The sequence below is a fragment of the Bacteroidetes bacterium SB0662_bin_6 genome, assembly GCA_009839485.1.
In the GTDB taxonomy this organism is placed as follows: domain Bacteria; phylum Bacteroidota; class Rhodothermia; order Rhodothermales; family VXPQ01; genus VXPQ01.
The window spans coordinates 1-17685 of record VXPQ01000047.1 but is presented as its reverse complement, the minus strand read 5'-3'; the positions used below and the strand labels follow the sequence as shown (position 1 = coordinate 17685).

General features: G+C 59.4%; 13 protein-coding genes. 5 read left to right on the top strand and 8 right to left on the bottom strand.

Annotation, left to right across the window (positions count from 1 at the left end):
- Window positions 1-281: 281 nt before the first annotated feature.
- The 7 genes from F4Y00_09215 to F4Y00_09185 are packed head-to-tail and all read right to left on the bottom strand — an operon-like array spanning window position 282 to window position 8352.
- The gene (locus tag F4Y00_09215) at window positions 282-680 is read right to left on the bottom strand and encodes a hypothetical protein (protein ID MYE05133.1); all 399 of its coding nucleotides are present in this window, start codon (window positions 678-680) and stop codon (window positions 282-284) included.
- A gap of 8 nt (window positions 681-688) precedes the next feature.
- On the bottom strand, window positions 689-1933 hold the full coding sequence (locus F4Y00_09210) for a hypothetical protein (protein MYE05132.1): 1245 nt from the start codon (window positions 1931-1933) through the stop codon (window positions 689-691).
- Window positions 1934-1938: 5 nt separating this feature from the next.
- Window positions 1939-2577, bottom strand: coding sequence for a cytochrome c (locus F4Y00_09205; GenBank protein ID MYE05131.1), 639 nt, complete (start codon window positions 2575-2577; stop codon window positions 1939-1941).
- Between the two features lie 49 nt (window positions 2578-2626).
- Complete coding sequence (locus F4Y00_09200; protein ID MYE05130.1) at window positions 2627-3211, bottom strand: DUF3341 domain-containing protein; 585 nt, start codon at window positions 3209-3211, stop codon at window positions 2627-2629.
- Complete coding sequence (locus F4Y00_09195) at window positions 3208-4587, bottom strand: hydrogenase (protein MYE05129.1); 1380 nt, start codon at window positions 4585-4587, stop codon at window positions 3208-3210. The genes F4Y00_09200 and F4Y00_09195 overlap by 4 nt, the downstream gene beginning before the upstream one ends.
- A 15-nt stretch (window positions 4588-4602) precedes the next feature.
- Window positions 4603-7680: a 4Fe-4S dicluster domain-containing protein gene (locus F4Y00_09190; protein MYE05128.1), complete on the bottom strand. Its 3078-nt coding sequence runs from the start codon at window positions 7678-7680 to the stop codon at window positions 4603-4605.
- 24 nt (window positions 7681-7704) lie between these two features.
- Window positions 7705-8352, bottom strand: coding sequence for a cytochrome C (locus tag F4Y00_09185; protein MYE05127.1), 648 nt, complete (start codon window positions 8350-8352; stop codon window positions 7705-7707).
- A gap of 167 nt (window positions 8353-8519) precedes the next feature.
- On the opposite strand from F4Y00_09185, the gene F4Y00_09180 reads away from it, so the two are divergent.
- From F4Y00_09180 to F4Y00_09160, 5 genes are all read left to right on the top strand, one after another.
- Entirely contained in the window at window positions 8520-10649 is a 2130-nt protein-coding gene (locus tag F4Y00_09180; protein MYE05126.1) for a glycosyltransferase, read from the top strand.
- Window positions 10646-11641, top strand: coding sequence for an acetyl-CoA carboxylase carboxyltransferase subunit alpha (locus F4Y00_09175; protein MYE05125.1), 996 nt, complete (start codon window positions 10646-10648; stop codon window positions 11639-11641). The genes F4Y00_09180 and F4Y00_09175 overlap by 4 nt, the downstream gene beginning before the upstream one ends.
- A gap of 28 nt (window positions 11642-11669) precedes the next feature.
- Window positions 11670-12578 (top strand): carboxylating nicotinate-nucleotide diphosphorylase, encoded by a 909-nt coding sequence (gene nadC, locus F4Y00_09170; GenBank protein ID MYE05124.1) that lies wholly within the window; start codon window positions 11670-11672, stop codon window positions 12576-12578.
- Between the two features lie 91 nt (window positions 12579-12669).
- Complete coding sequence (locus tag F4Y00_09165) at window positions 12670-13611, top strand: ROK family protein (GenBank protein ID MYE05123.1); 942 nt, start codon at window positions 12670-12672, stop codon at window positions 13609-13611.
- Between the two features lie 348 nt (window positions 13612-13959).
- A complete protein-coding gene (locus F4Y00_09160) occupies window positions 13960-15369 on the top strand; it encodes an undecaprenyl-phosphate glucose phosphotransferase (protein ID MYE05122.1) in 1410 nt (469 codons plus the stop codon).
- A gap of 34 nt (window positions 15370-15403) precedes the next feature.
- Here F4Y00_09160 and F4Y00_09155 read toward each other — a convergent pair whose 3' ends face one another.
- Window positions 15404-17452 (bottom strand): ABC-F family ATP-binding cassette domain-containing protein, encoded by a 2049-nt coding sequence (locus F4Y00_09155; protein MYE05121.1) that lies wholly within the window; start codon window positions 17450-17452, stop codon window positions 15404-15406.
- Window positions 17453-17685: the final 233 nt, after the last annotated feature.

Genomic DNA, 17685 nt, shown 5'->3' with positions numbered 1-17685 from the left:
AAAATTTCGGGGGGTTCTCCCCTCTTTTTACTCCCCCCCCCCACACTCCCCCCATATTTCTTTTAAAAAACCACTCGGGCGGGGGCGGCCGGCCCCCCCCCGCTGGTCGAGGCCAATCCCTTCAAACTGCGGAGGCAGCGCACCCGTAGATTGCCCGAATGCCGGAATCACCGCAACGGCGGCCAGCACCGTCGCGCCGGACACGATCCACGCAAACAGCGCAGGAAAAAACCGGCGGGTAGTCTCCCTTGTCCGGGTTCGATATGGTTTGCGGCGCGCTGTCATCTCTCACCGTACGTGACCATATACTCGGGGGCATAGAACTCCTCGGGGTGGACCGGCGCCTCCTGCGCCATCAGTTCCATGGCGCGCACTATGGGAATACGATACCGTCCCTCCGTCCCTGCGAGGGCCTCATACTGCGTAAGCAGCACGGTGGCATGCAGGCGTACTTCGTCCAGTTCGGGATAAACGCCCTGATCGGTGGCTTCCACCAGCACCTCTTGCGCCGTAAGGTCCGTATACTGAAAGAGCGCAACAACTACCAGACCAATGAGGAACGCGATCATAATCACGAAGCCAAGTATCTGACCGGCTTCGATACCTTCCTGCTCGACGTGCGGACGCTCCGTTCCTTCGACCCATTGCGCCCCTTCCGAAATGTCCGTGGGATTCGACATGGTCCGTGTCAGGTGTTTTCAAAATGCAGCGAATTTTCCAGCCAGGGAGACCGGCAAGGAACAAGGCTGTGCCGGACGAGACGGTACATGAACACACCGAGTACGATCCCGAAGAGACCCACCCAGTTCGCAACGTCCAGAAAATGAATTGTGGCGGCGTCGGGATGCAGTACCGGCGCGGCCAACCAGTGGATATCGAACCACTGCATTGCAAGCAGCCAGACGCAGATTAACCCGAGAAGCAGCCGGGACCGCTTGACGGCTCTCGACAGCAACAGGAAAAAGGGCACGATGAAATGTCCTATAAGCAGCACAGCGCTGTGCACTTCCCAGCCATGGCCGAGACGGTGACGATACCAGAGCGTTTCTTCCGGTATGTTGCCGTACCATATCAACATGTACTGGCTGAACGCAATGTACGTCCAGAAGACCACGAAACCGAAGGTCAGTTTGCCGAGATCCTGGTAGTGCTCCGTGGTAACGATCCCCCGCAGGTTGCCCATACTCTGGAGTATCATGGCGCAAAGCGCAAGCAATGCGTGAATCGACATGAAGGCGCCCGCAAACACGTATACGCCGAAAATGGTCGAAAACCAGTGCGGGTCAAGCGACATCAGCAAGTCGTAACTCGCAAATGCAGTGGTAAGCGCTGCCACCGCAAGCCCCCAGGCGCTAACCTTGCGCTGACGGGCCGGAATATCTTCATCGCCCGTGCAATCCTGCGCAAGCGAATTGCGATACAGAAGATAGGCGAGCAGACTCCACACCAGGAAATAGACCGCAAGGCGTACCAGAAAAAACGGGACATTCAGATAGGGCGTCTTTCCGGCAAGGATGGGATCGGTTGCGACGGCGTCTGCATGCGTCCAATGATAGAGATCGTGCAGCCCGAAAAGCACGGGAATACCCAGTACGGCCAGCAACGGAAAGGTCCACAACAAGGCTTCGGCCATGCGCCGCACCACGATACTCCAGCGCGCCCTCGTCAGGTGCTGTATAAGCACGAAGTACAACGCTCCCAGTGCAATGGTCAGACAGAACACCCACCCTGTCAGGTACGAAAAATAAAACTGATGCGGATCCGTCAGCCAGCCCGACAATCCCGACGTGAGCCCGATCGCGCCGACCAGCAAGGGAATACCCCATATGCGCCAATCTCCCTTATAGCGGAACGCATCCGGCGCATCGGCGGCGGTCGACGCAAACGGATCCAGTAAATACTGGGTGATATGGCTCTTTTTCAGTGTCGCCATCGAATCTATTCATTCTCCCCGGCGCCCGCTCCACGCCGGATATCGTCGAGGAGTACGGCGGGCACGTCGCTCTCGGAAGCATATTGGCTGCGCTGAAGAGCCCGGACATAGGCCACGATGGCCCATCGGTCCGCTACCGGAATCTGGTGTGCATATCCGGGCATGGTGCGCACGCCGTTTGCAATCACGTCATACAGATAGCCGTCCGTTTCCTCACGCAACCGGTCGTTGTGATAGGTCGTGGCCGGCGTGTACCCGAAATCGCCTGTCGTAATGATCCCTCCGCCATCGCCGGCGGCGCCATGACACGGCGTACAGAAAATGTCGTACCGGGTTTGCCCGTATTCGAGAAGTTCTATCGTCAGCGGGATCGGCATGGCCTCCACATAACTCCCATCGGCATTCCGGCCTTCATGAAACCGCGTATCCTCATGCAAAAAGCCGCGCGCCACCGTTCCGGGAACGGGCGGCCGCATGGAGCGCCCGTCCGCAAAAAAGGCATTGGCCTCCTGCGGGTCGAACCGCTCCTGATAATCCATGTTCAGGTTGGGATGGATAGGCGTATGTTCATGCGTCGTGCCGCGGCAGGACGCCAGCAAAAAGACTGCAAACACCAGGACCGTTCCCCTTCTCTTCATGAGCATATATCCTTGTGCGCGGGAAACCGGCTTGCGCCGGGCTCGCCGCATGCCGTCATTCCGTTGCAGTGAGTAATTCCACGTGATACCCCCCAAGTTCCGTCAGCAACTGCCGGGTCCCCTCGAGGTCGAAACACTTGTCCGACGCCGCAATGTGCAGAAAAAACGCGTCGTCGGTCGCACGCGTAAAATTGCGGGAATAAAAAAGCGGGCTATGAGGACGCGGCAGCCCGTTCAACGCAAGCATGCCCGCTACTGCGCCGAAGGCCGCAAAAAGCACCGTCAATTCGAACATGATGGGAATGGACGGCTCGATGGCGAAAAACGGCTTGCCGCTGATATTCAGGGGATACGCCACCTCCCCGGTCCACCATTGCAACCAGTAGGCCAGCGCGAACCCGGTAATTCCGCCGCCCAGCGTAAAAAACCCGACCAGCGAATTGCCGAGCCCCATGGCCTTGTCCATGCCATGAATCGGAAAGGGCGAATGTATGTCGAAATGCCGGTAGCCCGCCTCTCGCACCTGTGATGCCGCATGCAGCAGTGCTCCGGGATCGGCAAACTCTGCAAGCAACCCGTACACGGGCTCGCTTTCGTAGATGCCCATTGACGCCTTTATTTGCGCAAGAAGCTTCTTCATGACGATTCCCGGTCGTAAAAATGCGGATCGGCTTGCGGCACCACGCCCTTGACTTCAGCGAGCGCTACCATCGGCACAAACCTCAGGAAGAGCAGAAACAGGGTCAGAAACAGGCCGAACGATCCTACGAAGGTCATCACATCGACCCAGGTGGGTGTAAAGTATCCCCAACTGGAAGGCAGATAGTCACGATGCAGCGAGATCACAGTGATCACGAAGCGTTCGAACCACATGCCGATGTTCACGAGGATGGAAATGATGAACATGAGGGGCACGTTGCGGCGCAGACGCTTGAACCAGAACACCTGGGGCGCAATGAGATTGCACGACATCATGATCCAGTAAGCCCATGCATACGGCCCGGTGACGCGATTGATGAAAGCATATTGCTCGTACCCGACCTGTGAATACCAGGCAATGAAAAGTTCCGTGATGTACGCAAAACCCACCATCGAGCCCGTAAGAAGAATGATGATGTTCATCTTCTCGAGGTGGTTGAGCGTGATCAGATCCTCGATGCCATAGACCTTCCGGGCAATCACCATGAGCGTCACCACCATGGCGAACCCGGAAAAAATGGCGCCCGCCACGAAATAGGGTGGGAAAATGGTGGTGTGCCAGCCGGGAACGATGGATACGGCAAAATCGAAGGACACCACCGAGTGCACCGAAAGCACAAGCGGCGTGGCAAGACCTGCCAGCAGCAGATACGCCTTTTCATAGTTGCGCCAGTGCCGGTTGGAGCCGGTCCATCCCATAGAAAATATACCCAGCACGCGCTGCCTGATGAACGAGCGGGCCCGGTCACGCAGCGTAGCCAGATCCGGAATCAGCCCCACATACCAGAATATCAGCGAAACGATGAAATAACTCGACACCGCAAAAACATCCCACAACAGGGGACTCTTGAATTGCGGCCACATGTCCATCTGGTTCGGGATCGGAAGCGTCCAGTATATCACCCAGATCCTCCCCACGTGAATCGTCGGGAAAAGCAGAGCGCAGATCACCGCAAAGATCGTCATGGCCTCCGCGGCCCGGTTGATCGATGTCCGCCAACGCTGCCTGAACAAAAACAAAATGGCGGAAATCAGCGTGCCCGCGTGCCCGATACCCACCCAGAAGACGAAATCGACGATCGGCCATCCCCAGCCGACCGGCACGTTATTGCCCCAGACGCCCACGCCATTCCACACCTGATAGGCAATCATCACCAGCAGGTTGAGCAACATCAGCGAAGAAATCCCGATGGCCACATACCAGATCATGGGAGGTTTCTTTTCCGCATGGCGCGCCACCAGTTCCGTGAGTTCGTGAAAACTCAGGTTGCCGGTAACCAGCGGCGCCTCGGTAGTATGGCTCGTTGAATGACCCACTGCGTTCGACGAAGATTATCCCTGGGGTTCGAGTTCGGGGTTCGGGTTCGTTACGCGCGCCAGATACGAGGTGCGCGGCTTGACGGACAGTTCGGCCAGCATTTCGTACCGACGAGGGTTCTTCCTCGCCTGCGCCACCGCACTGTCCGGGTTGTTCAGATCGCCGAACGTAATGCTCTGCATGCCGCATGCCTGCTGACACGCCGTCTTTACTTCGCCGTCCTGGAGGGCCCGATCGGCAAGGCGCGCAGTCTGCTGCGCTCCCCGAATCCGCTGGATGCAGTACGAGCATTTCTCCATGACGCCGCGGAAACGGACCGTCACATTCGGATTCTGCGCCATCTGCACCGTTTCCGGCAGCGTCTTCGTCCAGTTGAAGAAACTGAACCGGCGCACCTTGTACGGGCAATTGTTGGAGCAGTACCGCGTACCGATGCAGCGGTTGTAAATCATCTGGTTCGTACCGTCCGGGGAATGCACGGTCGCCGCCACCGGACACACCGCCTCGCACGGAGCATTCTCGCAGTGCATGCACGGCACCGGCTGTACGACCATGGCCGGATTGTCCGTATCCTCTTCCCCGGAAACGAAATAACGGTCAATGCGCAACCAGTGCATCTCGCGCCCGAGGCCCACCTCTTCCTTGCCCACCATCTGCACATTGTTCTCGCTGTTACACGCAACCACGCATGCGTTGCAGCCCGTACAGGTATTCAGGTCGATGACCATCCCCCACTGATTCTCGTAATAGGGATTTTCCGTGATAGCGGGCTGTTCGGAAGGATGTTGCTTCTGCCAGAGTGCGGGGTAATCCTCCCACTCTTCCTGCCCGTAAAGCGGAGGCACCGCATCCGGTGCAAACGTGGGGTGTTCCCTGAATTCCGAGAGGGTGGCCTTGCGGAAAAGGGGACGCCCTTCCATGTAGCCATGCTCCTGCGTGGTGGAAATCGTCCAGGTATCCCCGGTCGTCTTCACCTCGGCGCCGGAAAGCACGCGGCGCATATCCGCACGGCGCAACAAAGAGACATTCTCCCCGACTCCGTTGGCAAGCGGACCGTCGGCATATATATCGGAATAATGATCCAGATCGAAGAAACGGGCCTTCCTCGGCGGGCGAACCGTTGAAATGTTGCGCCCGTATCCCATGGTCAGGTGCACCGAGCGGTCCGGCAAACCCGGTTGTATCCAGGCCGGCAACCGGACGCTGCGGCCGTCCACGGTAATCTCCAGCACATCGACGACGTACCGTCCCTTGTCGTATTTCGGCGACACGCCCAGGCGCTCAGCCATCGCCGGAGCAATCAATGCCACATTATCCCACACGATCTTGGTCGTAGGATCGGGAAGTTCCATCATCCAGGCATTGTTGGCATAGGAACCGTCCAGCACGGTCGGGTCGAGGCGAATGACCACCTCGATTTCCTCCTCGCCGAGGGAATCGGCGGAAAAAGAAGGCGCCTCCAGCACCGGAGTCGTCTCCGGATAGCTGCTGTCCGGCAGAAACCCGTCGTGCAATGCCCTGCGCCACGCTTGCTCCGCATCGTCGGGAAGGTACGCCGACCACTCTTCCCGCACGAGATCATACCCCGGCGTATCCATGCCGGTCACCAGCAGACCGAGCACCTCCACGTCGGATTTCGCCGCTTCGTAAAGCGGTGCGATCAGCGGCTGAACGACGGAGAGCGTACCATCGTATGCACGCCCGTCTCCCCATGCTTCGAGATAATGCGCTTGCGGGATATGCCATTCCGCAGCCTGTCCCGTCTCGTCAAGATGCAATCCGAGATGTACTGTCCGGGCGACACGCTCCATTCCGCCTGCAAAATCGAGTTCCGGCGGCGCGCTGTACACGGGGTTGACGCCCAACAGCAAAAGCAGATCGATCTCGCCGGCATGCATATCGGCCGCCAGCGCAGCGAAGCGTTCGATCTGCGAGAATTCCGCCTCGTCGTCCACATCCAGATAAGAAACCGTACTGCCCACGGCGCCGAGCGCCTGATTGATAGCCGCCGCGAGCGCATGGACCTCGGGCGGTTGGGTATCGCCCGCAACCACTACGGCGCGCGAACCCGCCGCCTGCACATCCCGGGCCATCGCATGAAGGAACGCATCCTCCGTGGCGCGCTCACCCGGAAGTCCGCCGATGCCTAATTGCGAAGCCAGCGCCCGCGCAAACGCAGGAATATCGCCGGAGCGCAACCGCTTGCGATGATCGGCCATCCCCCCGGTAAGCGAATAGTTGCTCTCTACCACATACAGCCTGCCGGGGCTATCCTCCGGGGACGCCATCCGTCTGTTCTGCGCGTATTCCGCCGTATTGGACAGAAGATTGATCTCCGTCGGTCCGAGAAAATCACTGTCCAGGCTGACGACAACCTCCGCATTGGAGAACCGGTACAACGGCCGCACCGTGCGTCCTTCCGTGGTCCGCAGCCCCGTCCGGGACGGATCGTCCCCTTCAGGCGCATACGTAATCCATTGCATTTCCGGGAAACGCTCCGCAAGGCGGCCGCGAAGCGACCGGATCGTGGGAGAGGAAGTCGGCGGCGATACAACCGCAATCCGGGTAGCCCCGTCCAACCCCTGCACAAGACGCACGAACTCCCGCCATTCGCTGCCGACGCCCTCCCGCAGCACACGCTGCGAGCGGTCCGGATCATACATATTGAGAATGGAGGCCTGTTCGAATCCTCCGGTTGCCCCCAGGGACATGGGATGCTCCGGATTGCCTTCTATCTTGGTCGGACGCCCTTCATGGCTCTTCACAAGAAGCGGGCGCAGCACCCCGCGATACGGCATGCCCGTCGCATAATAGAGGGGTTCTCCCGGGACGATCTCTTCCGGCTGGCGCGTGTACGGAAGCACCTGCTCGACAGGACGACGGCAGGCCGACAAACCGGCCATCGCCATGGAAGCGCCCATGATGCGCAGAAAATCCCTGCGGGACGCGCTGCCTGGACGATCGCTTGCGCCCGGCATGAATTCCCCGCTATGCAGGTCGCCAAGCCCTCCTTCCAGGTCGACCGGACTACGCCAGAACCGCTCGCGCGGCGCCGGCGTCTCTGCATCTTTCAGGACAGGAAGGTCGATCATGCCGATCTCGCGTCTGATCCGATTCTAATAATGGCACGCGGAGCAATTTACGGGAGGCTGAATCCCTTCCCGTTCTATGCGCTCCGCATTGCGCTCCATGAAATCCGCCGGGTGTTCGTATCCCATGAGGGTCACCGCTTCATCCGGGCGCAATTGCTCTTCCGGATTGCGGTGACAATCGAGACACCACCCCATGGACAGCGGCTCGGGCTGGAAAACAACATCCATCAGGTCTACCCGGCCGTGGCACGTCTCGCACCCCACCCCATTATTGACATGGGCGGCATGGCTGAAATGCACATAATCCGGAAGAAAATTGACCTTGATCCATTCCACAGGCATATCTTCCGCCCAGCTTTTTCGCACCGGTTGCAGGGACAGGGCCTCGGTCTGTACCTGCGCATGGCAGTTCATGCATGTTTCGGTCGGGGGAAGATTCGCCTCGGCGGTCATTTCGACATTCGTATGGCAATACCGGCAATCCAGCCCCAATTCCCCTGCATGAAGCCGGTGGCTATACGGTACGGGCTGTTCAGGAGCATAGCCCACATCCGTGTACTCCGGAGAAAAGTAGTACCAGACGAAACCTACAGTCGCCACGCCTCCGACAAGCGCTCCAACCAGGGAAAGGATGGGTAACGCGTTAGCTCGCCTGGGAAAAAGCTGAGGCATGCGAATGGATGTAAACTGTGTGAATCGGGAATTTCCCGAAGCTATGTACGGGCCCGGCAGCGTATAAGGTAATGCTTATATTGAACCGGCAAGGCGTTTTGCGATTGAATTTAGGATAAATTGCGCACGAAACGCTGTGCCAAACCGCGCACCCGCCTCTCCATTCTATGGATGTATCGCATTCTCCTGCTGCGACGGTTGATCGCCGCACGGACGTAATCGACCTTTCGGTCGTCATCGTCAACTACAATGTGCGGGAATTCCTCGAACAGGCGCTCCGCTCTGTGTTCCGTGCACAGGCCGACCTGAACATGGAAGTGTTCGTGGTCGATAACAACTCTGTGGACGGCAGCCCGGCGATGGTGCACACACACTTCCCCGAAGTGCATCTGATCGCCAATCCGGATAATGCAGGCTTCAGCGCCGCCAACAACCAGGCGATCCGCAAGGCGCGCGGACGCTATGTGCTGGTGCTGAACCCGGACACGATCGTACAGGAAAACACGCTCGTTACGCTTGTCCGCTTCCTTGACGAGCACCCGGACGCCGGGGCCGCGGGATGCAAAATCCTGCATCCGGACGGGACGTTCGCGCTCGAAAGCCGACGCGCATTCCCCACGCCCCGGGTAGCCTTTTTCCGCATGATCGGCTTGGCGGCGCTCTTTCCGCGCAGCGCGGTGTTCGGGCGCTACAATATGACCCACCTGCCGGAAAACGAGACGGCCGAGGTAGATGCGCTGAGTGGATCGTGCATGATGCTCCGGCGGGCTGCGCTCGCCGAAGCGGGCCTCTTCGACGAAGAGTTCTTCATGTACGGGGAAGATATCGACTTGTGCTACCGCATCCAGCAGGCCCGCTGGAAAATCTACTATACTCCGGAAACGGAAATCATCCATTACAAAGGGCAGAGCACCCGAAAAGGCGAGTTGCGCTACGTGCGCCTTTTCTACGGAGCCATGCTCCGGTTTACGGAAAAGCATTTCGAGAGTCGATACTCGAAACTGCTGGCCCTGCTGCTTCGATGCGGGATCCTGCTGCGGGCCGGAATGTCCGTGGCGGCGAAATTCGGCCGTATCGCCGCCTGGCCCCTCCTGGATTTTTGTATGGTATATGCTTCCGCAGGCATTCTGGCGACAACCTATGCCTCCATGCTCGGCACCCGCGTGGCGCCCGTGTTCTTTACCGTCGTGGCGCCAGTCTACGGCCTTGGCTCCGTAACGGGTATCGCCGCTCTGGGGGGATACCGCCGGAAAAATTCTTTCCGTTCCGTTCCGGTGGGCATACTTGCGGGCCTCCTTCTCGTGGCTGCACTATCCTTTTTCGTAAAAACGATTGCCTTTTCACGGCTTGTCGTACTACTGACCCTGCCCGTGGCCGTCCTCGTGTGCTGGACCGCAAGATGGATCCGCATGCGCCGGGACGCCGAACCGATGCACGACCGGCACGCCGTGCTCGTAGGACCCCGGGACGAGGCCATACGGCTGCACAACATGCTTGCCCGGCACCCGAGGCCCCCGTTTTCCCTGAAAGGATTCATTACGCCGGACGATGCAATGCCTGTTCGCAACGGGAGCGATTCCGACACAACGCTTGTTCGCGGCCTTGACGAAGAAACGTCTGGAGACGACCCCGGCGATTCCGTAGAAAACACGAATCCGACATGGCTTGGCCGGACCGGGCAACTGCGCGACATGGTCCGCCTCGGGATGATCCACGATGTCGTTTTTGCTTCCGGCGCGCTCTCAAACCGGTCTATCTTCCGGTATATCCGGGAACTGCATGACCTGAACGTACACATCCGGATCCTTGCCGATGGGCGGGACCATGTGATCGGCAGAGCATCGGTAGACGATCTTTCGATGGTCAATCTCGTAGAAACGGAGGATGCATTCGTCTACGCGCACCGGTCGGCGGGCCGACGTCTGCTCGAAAAAGGCATTGCCGCGGTCGGCCTTGCCATACATCCTTTGCTGGCGGCAACCGCCCGCCTCGCCGGCAAGAACTCGCTTCCGGCGCGCCTTGCAAGTAAAACGAAAAAATTTCCCGATATTCTTCTCGGACGACGCGCCCTGGTAGGCTACGACGAGACCACGGATTACCGCCCGCCTCCGGAATGGAACCTCCGGCCCGGCGTTTTCGCCGTGGTGGATGTCGTCAATCTTCCCCGGGACGCTGTGGACGAGCTTGATTCCGCCCACTGGTTCTATGTCAGAAACCGGACCTTTTCCCTCGACTGGGATATTATCGTCCGGTCCCTCAAGGACGTTGCCGGGATTCACGAACGCATCGGCTCATGACGCCATCTCCTCAATATCTTCTGGATTTCGAAAAACCCCTCGTGGAACTCGAGCAGAAGCTCGACGAAATGAGAGCATTCGACACGGAAGACGCGAAGATCGACCTGTCCCGGGAAATCGCCGCGCTGGAGACCCGTGTGGACGAACTGCGTACTTCCATTTACCGGAATCTGACGCGGTGGCAGCGCGTACAGATCGCGCGCCATCCCATGAGGCCGTACACGCTCGACTACATCGAGGCCATGACGGAAGACTTCGTGGAGCTGCACGGCGACCGCCTGTATGGAGACGACCCCGCGATCGTGGGTGGGTTTGCAAAGTTCCGCGGCGCCGAATACGGAGGCGTCGACCGCTCCGTCATGATCCTGGGACACCAGAAAGGGCGCGATATGAAAAGCCGGAAGCACCGGCGCTTCGGGATGCCGAACCCCGAAGGATACCGCAAGGCGCTGCGGCTCGTACGGCTCGCCGCCAAATTCAACCGGCCGGTCATCACGCTGCTCGACACTCCCGGTGCATATCCCGGACTGGAAGCGGAAGAACGTTGTCAGGCTGAAGCCATCGCCAAAAATCTGTTCGAGATGGCCCGTCTGCCCGTACCCATCGTGGTCGTCATTATCGGCGAAGGGGCATCGGGTGGAGCGCTCGGCATCGGCATCGGCGACCGCATCCTGATGCTCGAAAATTCCTGGTATTCCGTGATCTCTCCCGAGAGTTGCTCACAGATTCTGTGGCGGTCGTGGGATTACAAGGAAGACGCAGCGCAATCCCTGAAACTTACCGCCCCCGACCTGATCGAGTTTGGTATCATCGACCGGATCGTCAAGGAACCCGAGGGAGGAGCGCACCGGAACCCGGCCGACACCATTCGCAGTGTGGGCGCGGCGATCGAGGAAACGCTCACGGAAATCGGAGGAACGCCTCCGGAAGAGCTTGTCCGGAAACGCATCGAGAAATTCGAGCATATGGGAAGCGTGCAGGCTGACCCATAACCGCAATCCGTCTGGTACGCCACCCGCAATGAACGATTTACCCGACTATATCTCCGAGGAGGCGTTGCGGAGATTTGTCAAGGACGCGCTGGCGGAGGATGTGGGTTCCGGAGACATCACGACAGAAGCCGTCGTCGACGAGACCGTACTGGCCGAGGGGCAATGCCTCGCCAGGGAAGATGGCATCCTGGCGGGCCTGGCGATGGCCGAATATGTTTTCTCCACGGTGGATGAGTGCATCCGGTGCTCCTGGAAATGCGAAGACGGAGAGGCCATTCGCGCCGGCGCACCGTTCGGAACAGCCCATGGACCGGCACAAGGTCTGCTCGTTGCCGAGCGCCTCGTCCTGAACCTCATGCAGCGCATGAGCGGCATCGCAACCCTTACGCACCGTTTCGTGGATGCCGTCAAGGAGTTTCCGGTACAGATTATGGACACGCGCAAGACCGCACCCGGTCTGCGCCTGCTCGACAAGTGGGCCGTCCGGTTGGGCGGCGGGACAAACCACCGCCTTGGTCTCCACGACATGTTCCTCATCAAGGAAAACCACATTGCCGCCGCGGGAGGCGTGGCGCAAGCGCTTCGAGCGGCGGACCGCCACCGCCGGGAACAGGGATTGCCCGCCCTCATCGAGGTCGAAACGCGTACGCTGGACGAGGTGCGCGAGGTGCTCCGCGCCGGATGCGCGGACCGCATTCTGCTGGATAACATGGTAGACTTGTCCGGCGACGGGTCCGGCGGCAACCGGATAGACGTATCCCGACTCCGCGAAGCCACAACCCTCATCGACGGACGCATCCCGACCGAAGCATCCGGCAACGTAACCCTCGACACGGTCCGGGCCATCGCCGAAACCGGCGTACAGTACATTTCCTGCGGCGCCCTGACGCATTCCGTCAAGGCGCTGGATATTTCCCTGCAACTGCGCATGGTGTAGAAGGGAATCCCCCCGCCTGTTGCGCCGGACAGACCGTGCCCTCATTTGTAATACATTGTCATGCTATTGTAACTACATTGTAACACACCGTATGGACCAGCCCGCAAACACGTTGGCCCAAAACGCGCCCGTCCGATACGGCGGCATCGAGGCCGGAGGCACCAAGTTCGTGTGCGCGATCGGCGACGCCTCGCTTTCGCTGCTTGAGCGCATCGAATTTCCCACCACCACGCCTGGTGAAACGCTCGGCCGGGCCATCGACTTCTTCCGGTCCCGGGCGGAAAACGGCGCGCTGGCTGCGCTGGGCATCGGATCGTTCGGACCCGTAGACCCCCGCCCCGACTCTCCTGCCTGGGGGTATATCACCACCACACCCAAAAAGGGTTGGCAACATACCGATTTTGCAGGCAGCCTCGGCCGGGCCATCGACGTACCTGTCGGCTTCGATACGGACACGAACGCCGCCGCGCTCGGCGAGGGTACACTTGGCGCTGCGAAAGGACTGCATACATTCGTATACCTGACGATCGGCACAGGGGTAGGCGGCGGCGCCCTGGTCGGCGGCACACGAATACACGGCCTGCTGCATCCGGAGATGGGGCACATGAAGCTGCCGCGCGCCGAAGGCGACGACTTCGAAGGGGTGTGCCCTTTCCATGGAGATTGCCTTGAAGGCATGGCGTCCGGCCCCGCGCTGCACGCCCGCGCAGGCGGGCCGCCGGACCGTTTGCCCCCCGACCACGAAATATGGACCCATATAGTCCACTATCTCTCCGCTGCACTGGTGAACATCACATGCGTGCTTTCCCCGCAGCGCATTATCCTGGGCGGGGGCGTCATGCACCAGCGCCACCTGTTTCCGCGCATCCGCCGGCGCGTACAACACCTGCTGGCCGACTATCTGCAAAGCCCGGAAATCGTCAGTCATCCGGAAACCTTCATCGTGCCCCCGGGACTGGGAAACGACGCCGGCGTGGTCGGCGCGCTGGCGCTGGCCCGCCACGCCGCCGGACAGGATATTGGTCGTATATAGGAAGCCTCTGATTAAATCCGCAATGGGCGAGGACCTTGGGACGCGCCTTCTCTCAAAACATATAACGTGCGGTTGGCCGCGAGTTTGCAGGATATTCCGGGCCCTATGTTTTGTTCGAATGCGCGTCCCAAGGTCCCAATCATTGCTTAAGCAGCCTCTGAACTTTGTCGATTTAATCAGAGGTTCCATAGAAACATTCCGCCGGAAGAAAGATTTGACGAAGGAGAACGAACCGGCGACGAGCCGTACCTGCTCGCTTCACCCCGCCCTTCCGAACTTGTCAGGACCGCCTTGCATGAAATAGCGCTACGGCAAAAGCATCTACAAACGTAACGACGCAGCGTCTCTATGTTACAAGAGCAAAGCCGGCTCTTTCAGCGCATCCTGTTCGCCACCGATCTCGCTCTGATCGTCATCGGGTGGATTCTCGCCTGGTTTATCCGCTTCGAGGTCCTCGCCTGGATAGGGTTTATCCCTCCACCCGAGTGGCTTCCCCTTTCCCGGTACCTCAGCTTTCTTCCGTGGGTGCTCATCGTTTCCACGGCGGTGTTCTGGTTTTCCGGCCTGTACGCCCCCGACCGCCTGCAGCGCATGACGCACCTCACGCTCAGCGTGGCCAAAGCGGTGGTCATGGGCCTGGTCGTGGTTACTGCTTCGCTGTCCTTCTACCGCGAGCTGTATTTCTCGCGCCTCCACATGATGCTCTTCGGAGCCATTACCCCGATGCTGATGGTGCTCGCCCGCGTCACCATGTATATGCTGCTCCGGCGCGCCCGCAAGAAAGGGATGTACCTGCGCCGCGTCCTCATTCTGGGGGCGGGAGTCGCCGGACGCAAACTGGAAGAAGCATTGCGGCAATACCCCTGGATCGGTTTCGAGATCGCAGGCTTTCTCGACGACCATAAAAAGGATCAGCAAGACGTATTGGGGGACATCTCGGAGGCCGTGGCCGTCGTGGACCGTTTCCAACAAGAAGGCCGCCCCATTAACTACGTCTATATTGCCCTTCCGCTCACGGTCTTGCACCGGATCCAGCCCCTTGTGGACGAACTGTCCACCCGGCTGGCGCATGTCTGCCTCGTTCCGGATCTGTTCCACTTCGATATCGTGAACAGCCGGGTCACCAGCGTGGAAGGCCTGCCCATCATCCACCTGATCGACGAAGCCCCTCTGGAGTTCGCCCGTATCACGAAACGCATCGTGGACGTGGTTTTCGCTTCGGTCCTGCTCGTTCTCCTGTCCCCGCTCCTGCTATTACTTGCCATCGGGGTAAAGTTCTCTTCGCCCGGACCTGTGTTTTACAGACAGAACCGGATGGGGCTGAACGGACGCACATTCGACATGCTGAAGTTCCGGTCCATGCCCGTGGACGCCGAGGCCGCCACCGGCGCCGTATGGGCGCAGGCAGGCGAAAAAAGAGCGACGCCGTTCGGTGCGCTCATGCGGCGCACTTCTCTCGACGAACTGCCGCAGTTCATCAATGTGCTCAAGGGAGACATGTCGGTCGTGGGGCCGCGGCCCGAGCGACCGGTATTCATCGAGCAGTTCCGGGAGCGTGTGCCCCGCTACATGCTGCGCCACAAGATGAAGGCAGGTATCACCGGATGGGCGCAGGTCAATGGCTGGCGGGGCGATACGTCCATTGAAAAACGCATCGAGTGCGACCTGTACTACATCCGAAACTGGTCCCTCCGCCTGGACATCAAGATCATGATCATGACCCTCTGGTCCGGATTCGTGAACAAGAATGCGTATTGAGGGGGACAAAGATCAGGGTTTCTCATAAGAACCCCTACCCCTCCCTTACCGCCATACACTCGCTCGCGACTTCCCACTCGGCATACGCCTGCTCCAGGTCTTCTTTCATCCGGTCATATTCGGTGCGCAGCGTACGGATAAGCGCGCCGTTCTTATAGGTATCCGGCTCAGCCATCTGGTCCTGTATCTCCTGAAAGGCTCGTTCTTTTTCGGCGATGTCGCGTTCCAGGCGTTCGCAATACGCGCGCAACTGATGGGTCGTCATCACCTCGGGATCGACCGCATCCCCCTTTTTCATGGCCCGGTGCAAACGGTTGCGTTCCTCGGCTTCCCGGCGCTTCTGCTCCTTCGAGCGCGGCCCGCCGGAACCCTTTCCGGCCGTTTCGGATCGACGCTTGCGGGGCGCCTTTCGACCCGACCCGTTCGATGCCTGCTCCTCCAGCCCGGAACCAGCCGCGCCGAACTCCATGCGCTCCCTGTTTTCGGAATAATTCCCGATAAACGTACGTACTCGTCCTCCTCTGGCGTACCAGACACGGTTGACCACCTGATCGAGGAAATGCCGGTCGTGGCTGATGACGACGAAGGCGCCCGCGTACTGGCGCAACGCTTCGATGAGCACCGGGATCGACAACGTATCGAGGTGGTTGGTCGGCTCGTCGAGGATCAGAAAATTCGAAGGGTGAAGCAACGTGCGCGCCAGCGCAACGCGGCTCTTTTCCCCGCCGGACAGCACGCGGATGCGCTTGAACACATCGTCGCCGGTAAAAAGAAAGGCGCCCAGCACGGAGCGGAGTTCCCCATCGGTTTTATCCCCGGCTGCATGGCGCAGAGATGCGAGCACCGTGTCCGCAGGCTCCAGCATATCGGCCTGATGCTGCGCAAAAAAGGCGTGCTCCACGCGGTAACCCGGAGCGCGTTCGCCCTCGAACGGCTCGGTCCCGTCGAGGATGCGGGCCAGCGTGGACTTGCCCGCCCCGTTTTTCCCAATCAGCGCGATCTTGTCCCCGCGTTCGACCGTGAGCGGCCCGGCGTCCCTGAAAACGCGGATGTCGCCGTCGTCGGTATGGTAGGTTTTGGAAAATGTACCCAGTTCGAGAACAACCCGCCCGGACCTTGGAGGCTCCGGAAAACGGATGCGTACGGCCGCTTCTTCCGACGGAGCAGGAGGAATGCGCTCCAGACGTTCGAGCATTTTCACGCGGCTCTGCACCTGCTTCGCCTTGGACGCCTTGTACCGGAATCGTTCGATGAACCGTTCGGTGGCGGCGATTTCCCGTTGCTGGTTCTCGTGAGCAGCTTGTTGCAGGGCGCGCCGCTGGATGCGTTCCTGAAGGTAAAAACTGTAGTTCCCGGCGTAGGAATGGATGCGCCCGTGCGTAAGTTCGGCAATGGAGGTTACCATCCGATCCAGGAAATAGCGGTCGTGGGAGACAATGACCACGGTCCCCTCGTAACTTTTCAGGTGATTCTCCAGCCAGTCGATGCTTTCGATGTCGAGGTGGTTGGTCGGCTCGTCGAGAAGCAGGTAGTCCGGCTGCCGGAGCAGCAGTCGGGCCAGCATGGCCCGCATGCGCCATCCGCCGGAGAAGGACTTTACGGGGCGTTCCAAATCGTCGGCGGCAAACCCGAGACCGGCAAGAACGACTTCCGCCCGCGGGCGGGCCAGATGCGCCTCGTGCATAGCCAGCGCCGCATGGACGCGGTCCAGCGCGTGAAGTTTATCGGCGTAATCCGCGGCCTCTTGTTCGTGCAATGCATCCAGTTCAGCGACAAGCCGCGCCTCCTCGACCTGAAGCTCCCGAAGGTTCGCAAACCCCTTCAGCGCCTCGTCGAGGATGGACGCCTCGGAATCGAGGGTCTGCACATCCTGTTCAAGATATCCGATAGATGTGCTCGCGCCAATGGCAAGCCGCCCTTCGTCCGGCTCGATATGCCCCTCGATGAGCCGGAGCATCGTGGTCTTTCCCGCCCCGTTCTTCCCGATCAGGCCGATCCGCTCTCCGGGAGGAATGCCCCACGACAACCGGTCAAAAAGCACCTGATCGCCGAAGCGGAGCGATATGTCGTGGAGCTGGATCATGGGGCATAGAAGCTCTTCATAATAAGAAAAACGACCGGGTTGGCGCCGGTGTGCGCCACTCTATTAGCATAAAGAGAGCAGATTTTAACGATTGAAAGTGAAGTTTTCAAAAACTCCTAAAAATGTAATTGTAGTGGATTTATTGCGAAATAATCCTTGATATTGTGCGCGGAAAACAAGTAAAAACCGGATGTACAACGATATGCAGTCGAAATGTTTAAACCGTCTTATTT

Coding starts and splice junctions, on each gene's coding strand:
- F4Y00_09205 (MYE05131.1), bottom strand. CDS start 2,577: ATGCTCATGAAGAGAAGGGGAACGGTCCTGGTGTTTGCAGTCTTTTTG.
- F4Y00_09180 (MYE05126.1), top strand. CDS start 8,520: ATGGATGTATCGCATTCTCCTGCTGCGACGGTTGATCGCCGCACGGAC.
- F4Y00_09175 (MYE05125.1), top strand. CDS start 10,646: ATGACGCCATCTCCTCAATATCTTCTGGATTTCGAAAAACCCCTCGTG.
- F4Y00_09215 (MYE05133.1), bottom strand. CDS start 680: ATGTCGAATCCCACGGACATTTCGGAAGGGGCGCAATGGGTCGAAGGA.
- F4Y00_09210 (MYE05132.1), bottom strand. CDS start 1,933: ATGGCGACACTGAAAAAGAGCCATATCACCCAGTATTTACTGGATCCG.
- F4Y00_09185 (MYE05127.1), bottom strand. CDS start 8,352: ATGCCTCAGCTTTTTCCCAGGCGAGCTAACGCGTTACCCATCCTTTCC.
- nadC (MYE05124.1), top strand. CDS start 11,670: ATGAACGATTTACCCGACTATATCTCCGAGGAGGCGTTGCGGAGATTT.
- F4Y00_09200 (MYE05130.1), bottom strand. CDS start 3,211: ATGAAGAAGCTTCTTGCGCAAATAAAGGCGTCAATGGGCATCTACGAA.
- F4Y00_09190 (MYE05128.1), bottom strand. CDS start 7,680: ATGATCGACCTTCCTGTCCTGAAAGATGCAGAGACGCCGGCGCCGCGC.
- F4Y00_09160 (MYE05122.1), top strand. CDS start 13,960: ATGTTACAAGAGCAAAGCCGGCTCTTTCAGCGCATCCTGTTCGCCACC.
- F4Y00_09165 (MYE05123.1), top strand. CDS start 12,670: ATGGACCAGCCCGCAAACACGTTGGCCCAAAACGCGCCCGTCCGATAC.
- F4Y00_09155 (MYE05121.1), bottom strand. CDS start 17,452: ATGATCCAGCTCCACGACATATCGCTCCGCTTCGGCGATCAGGTGCTT.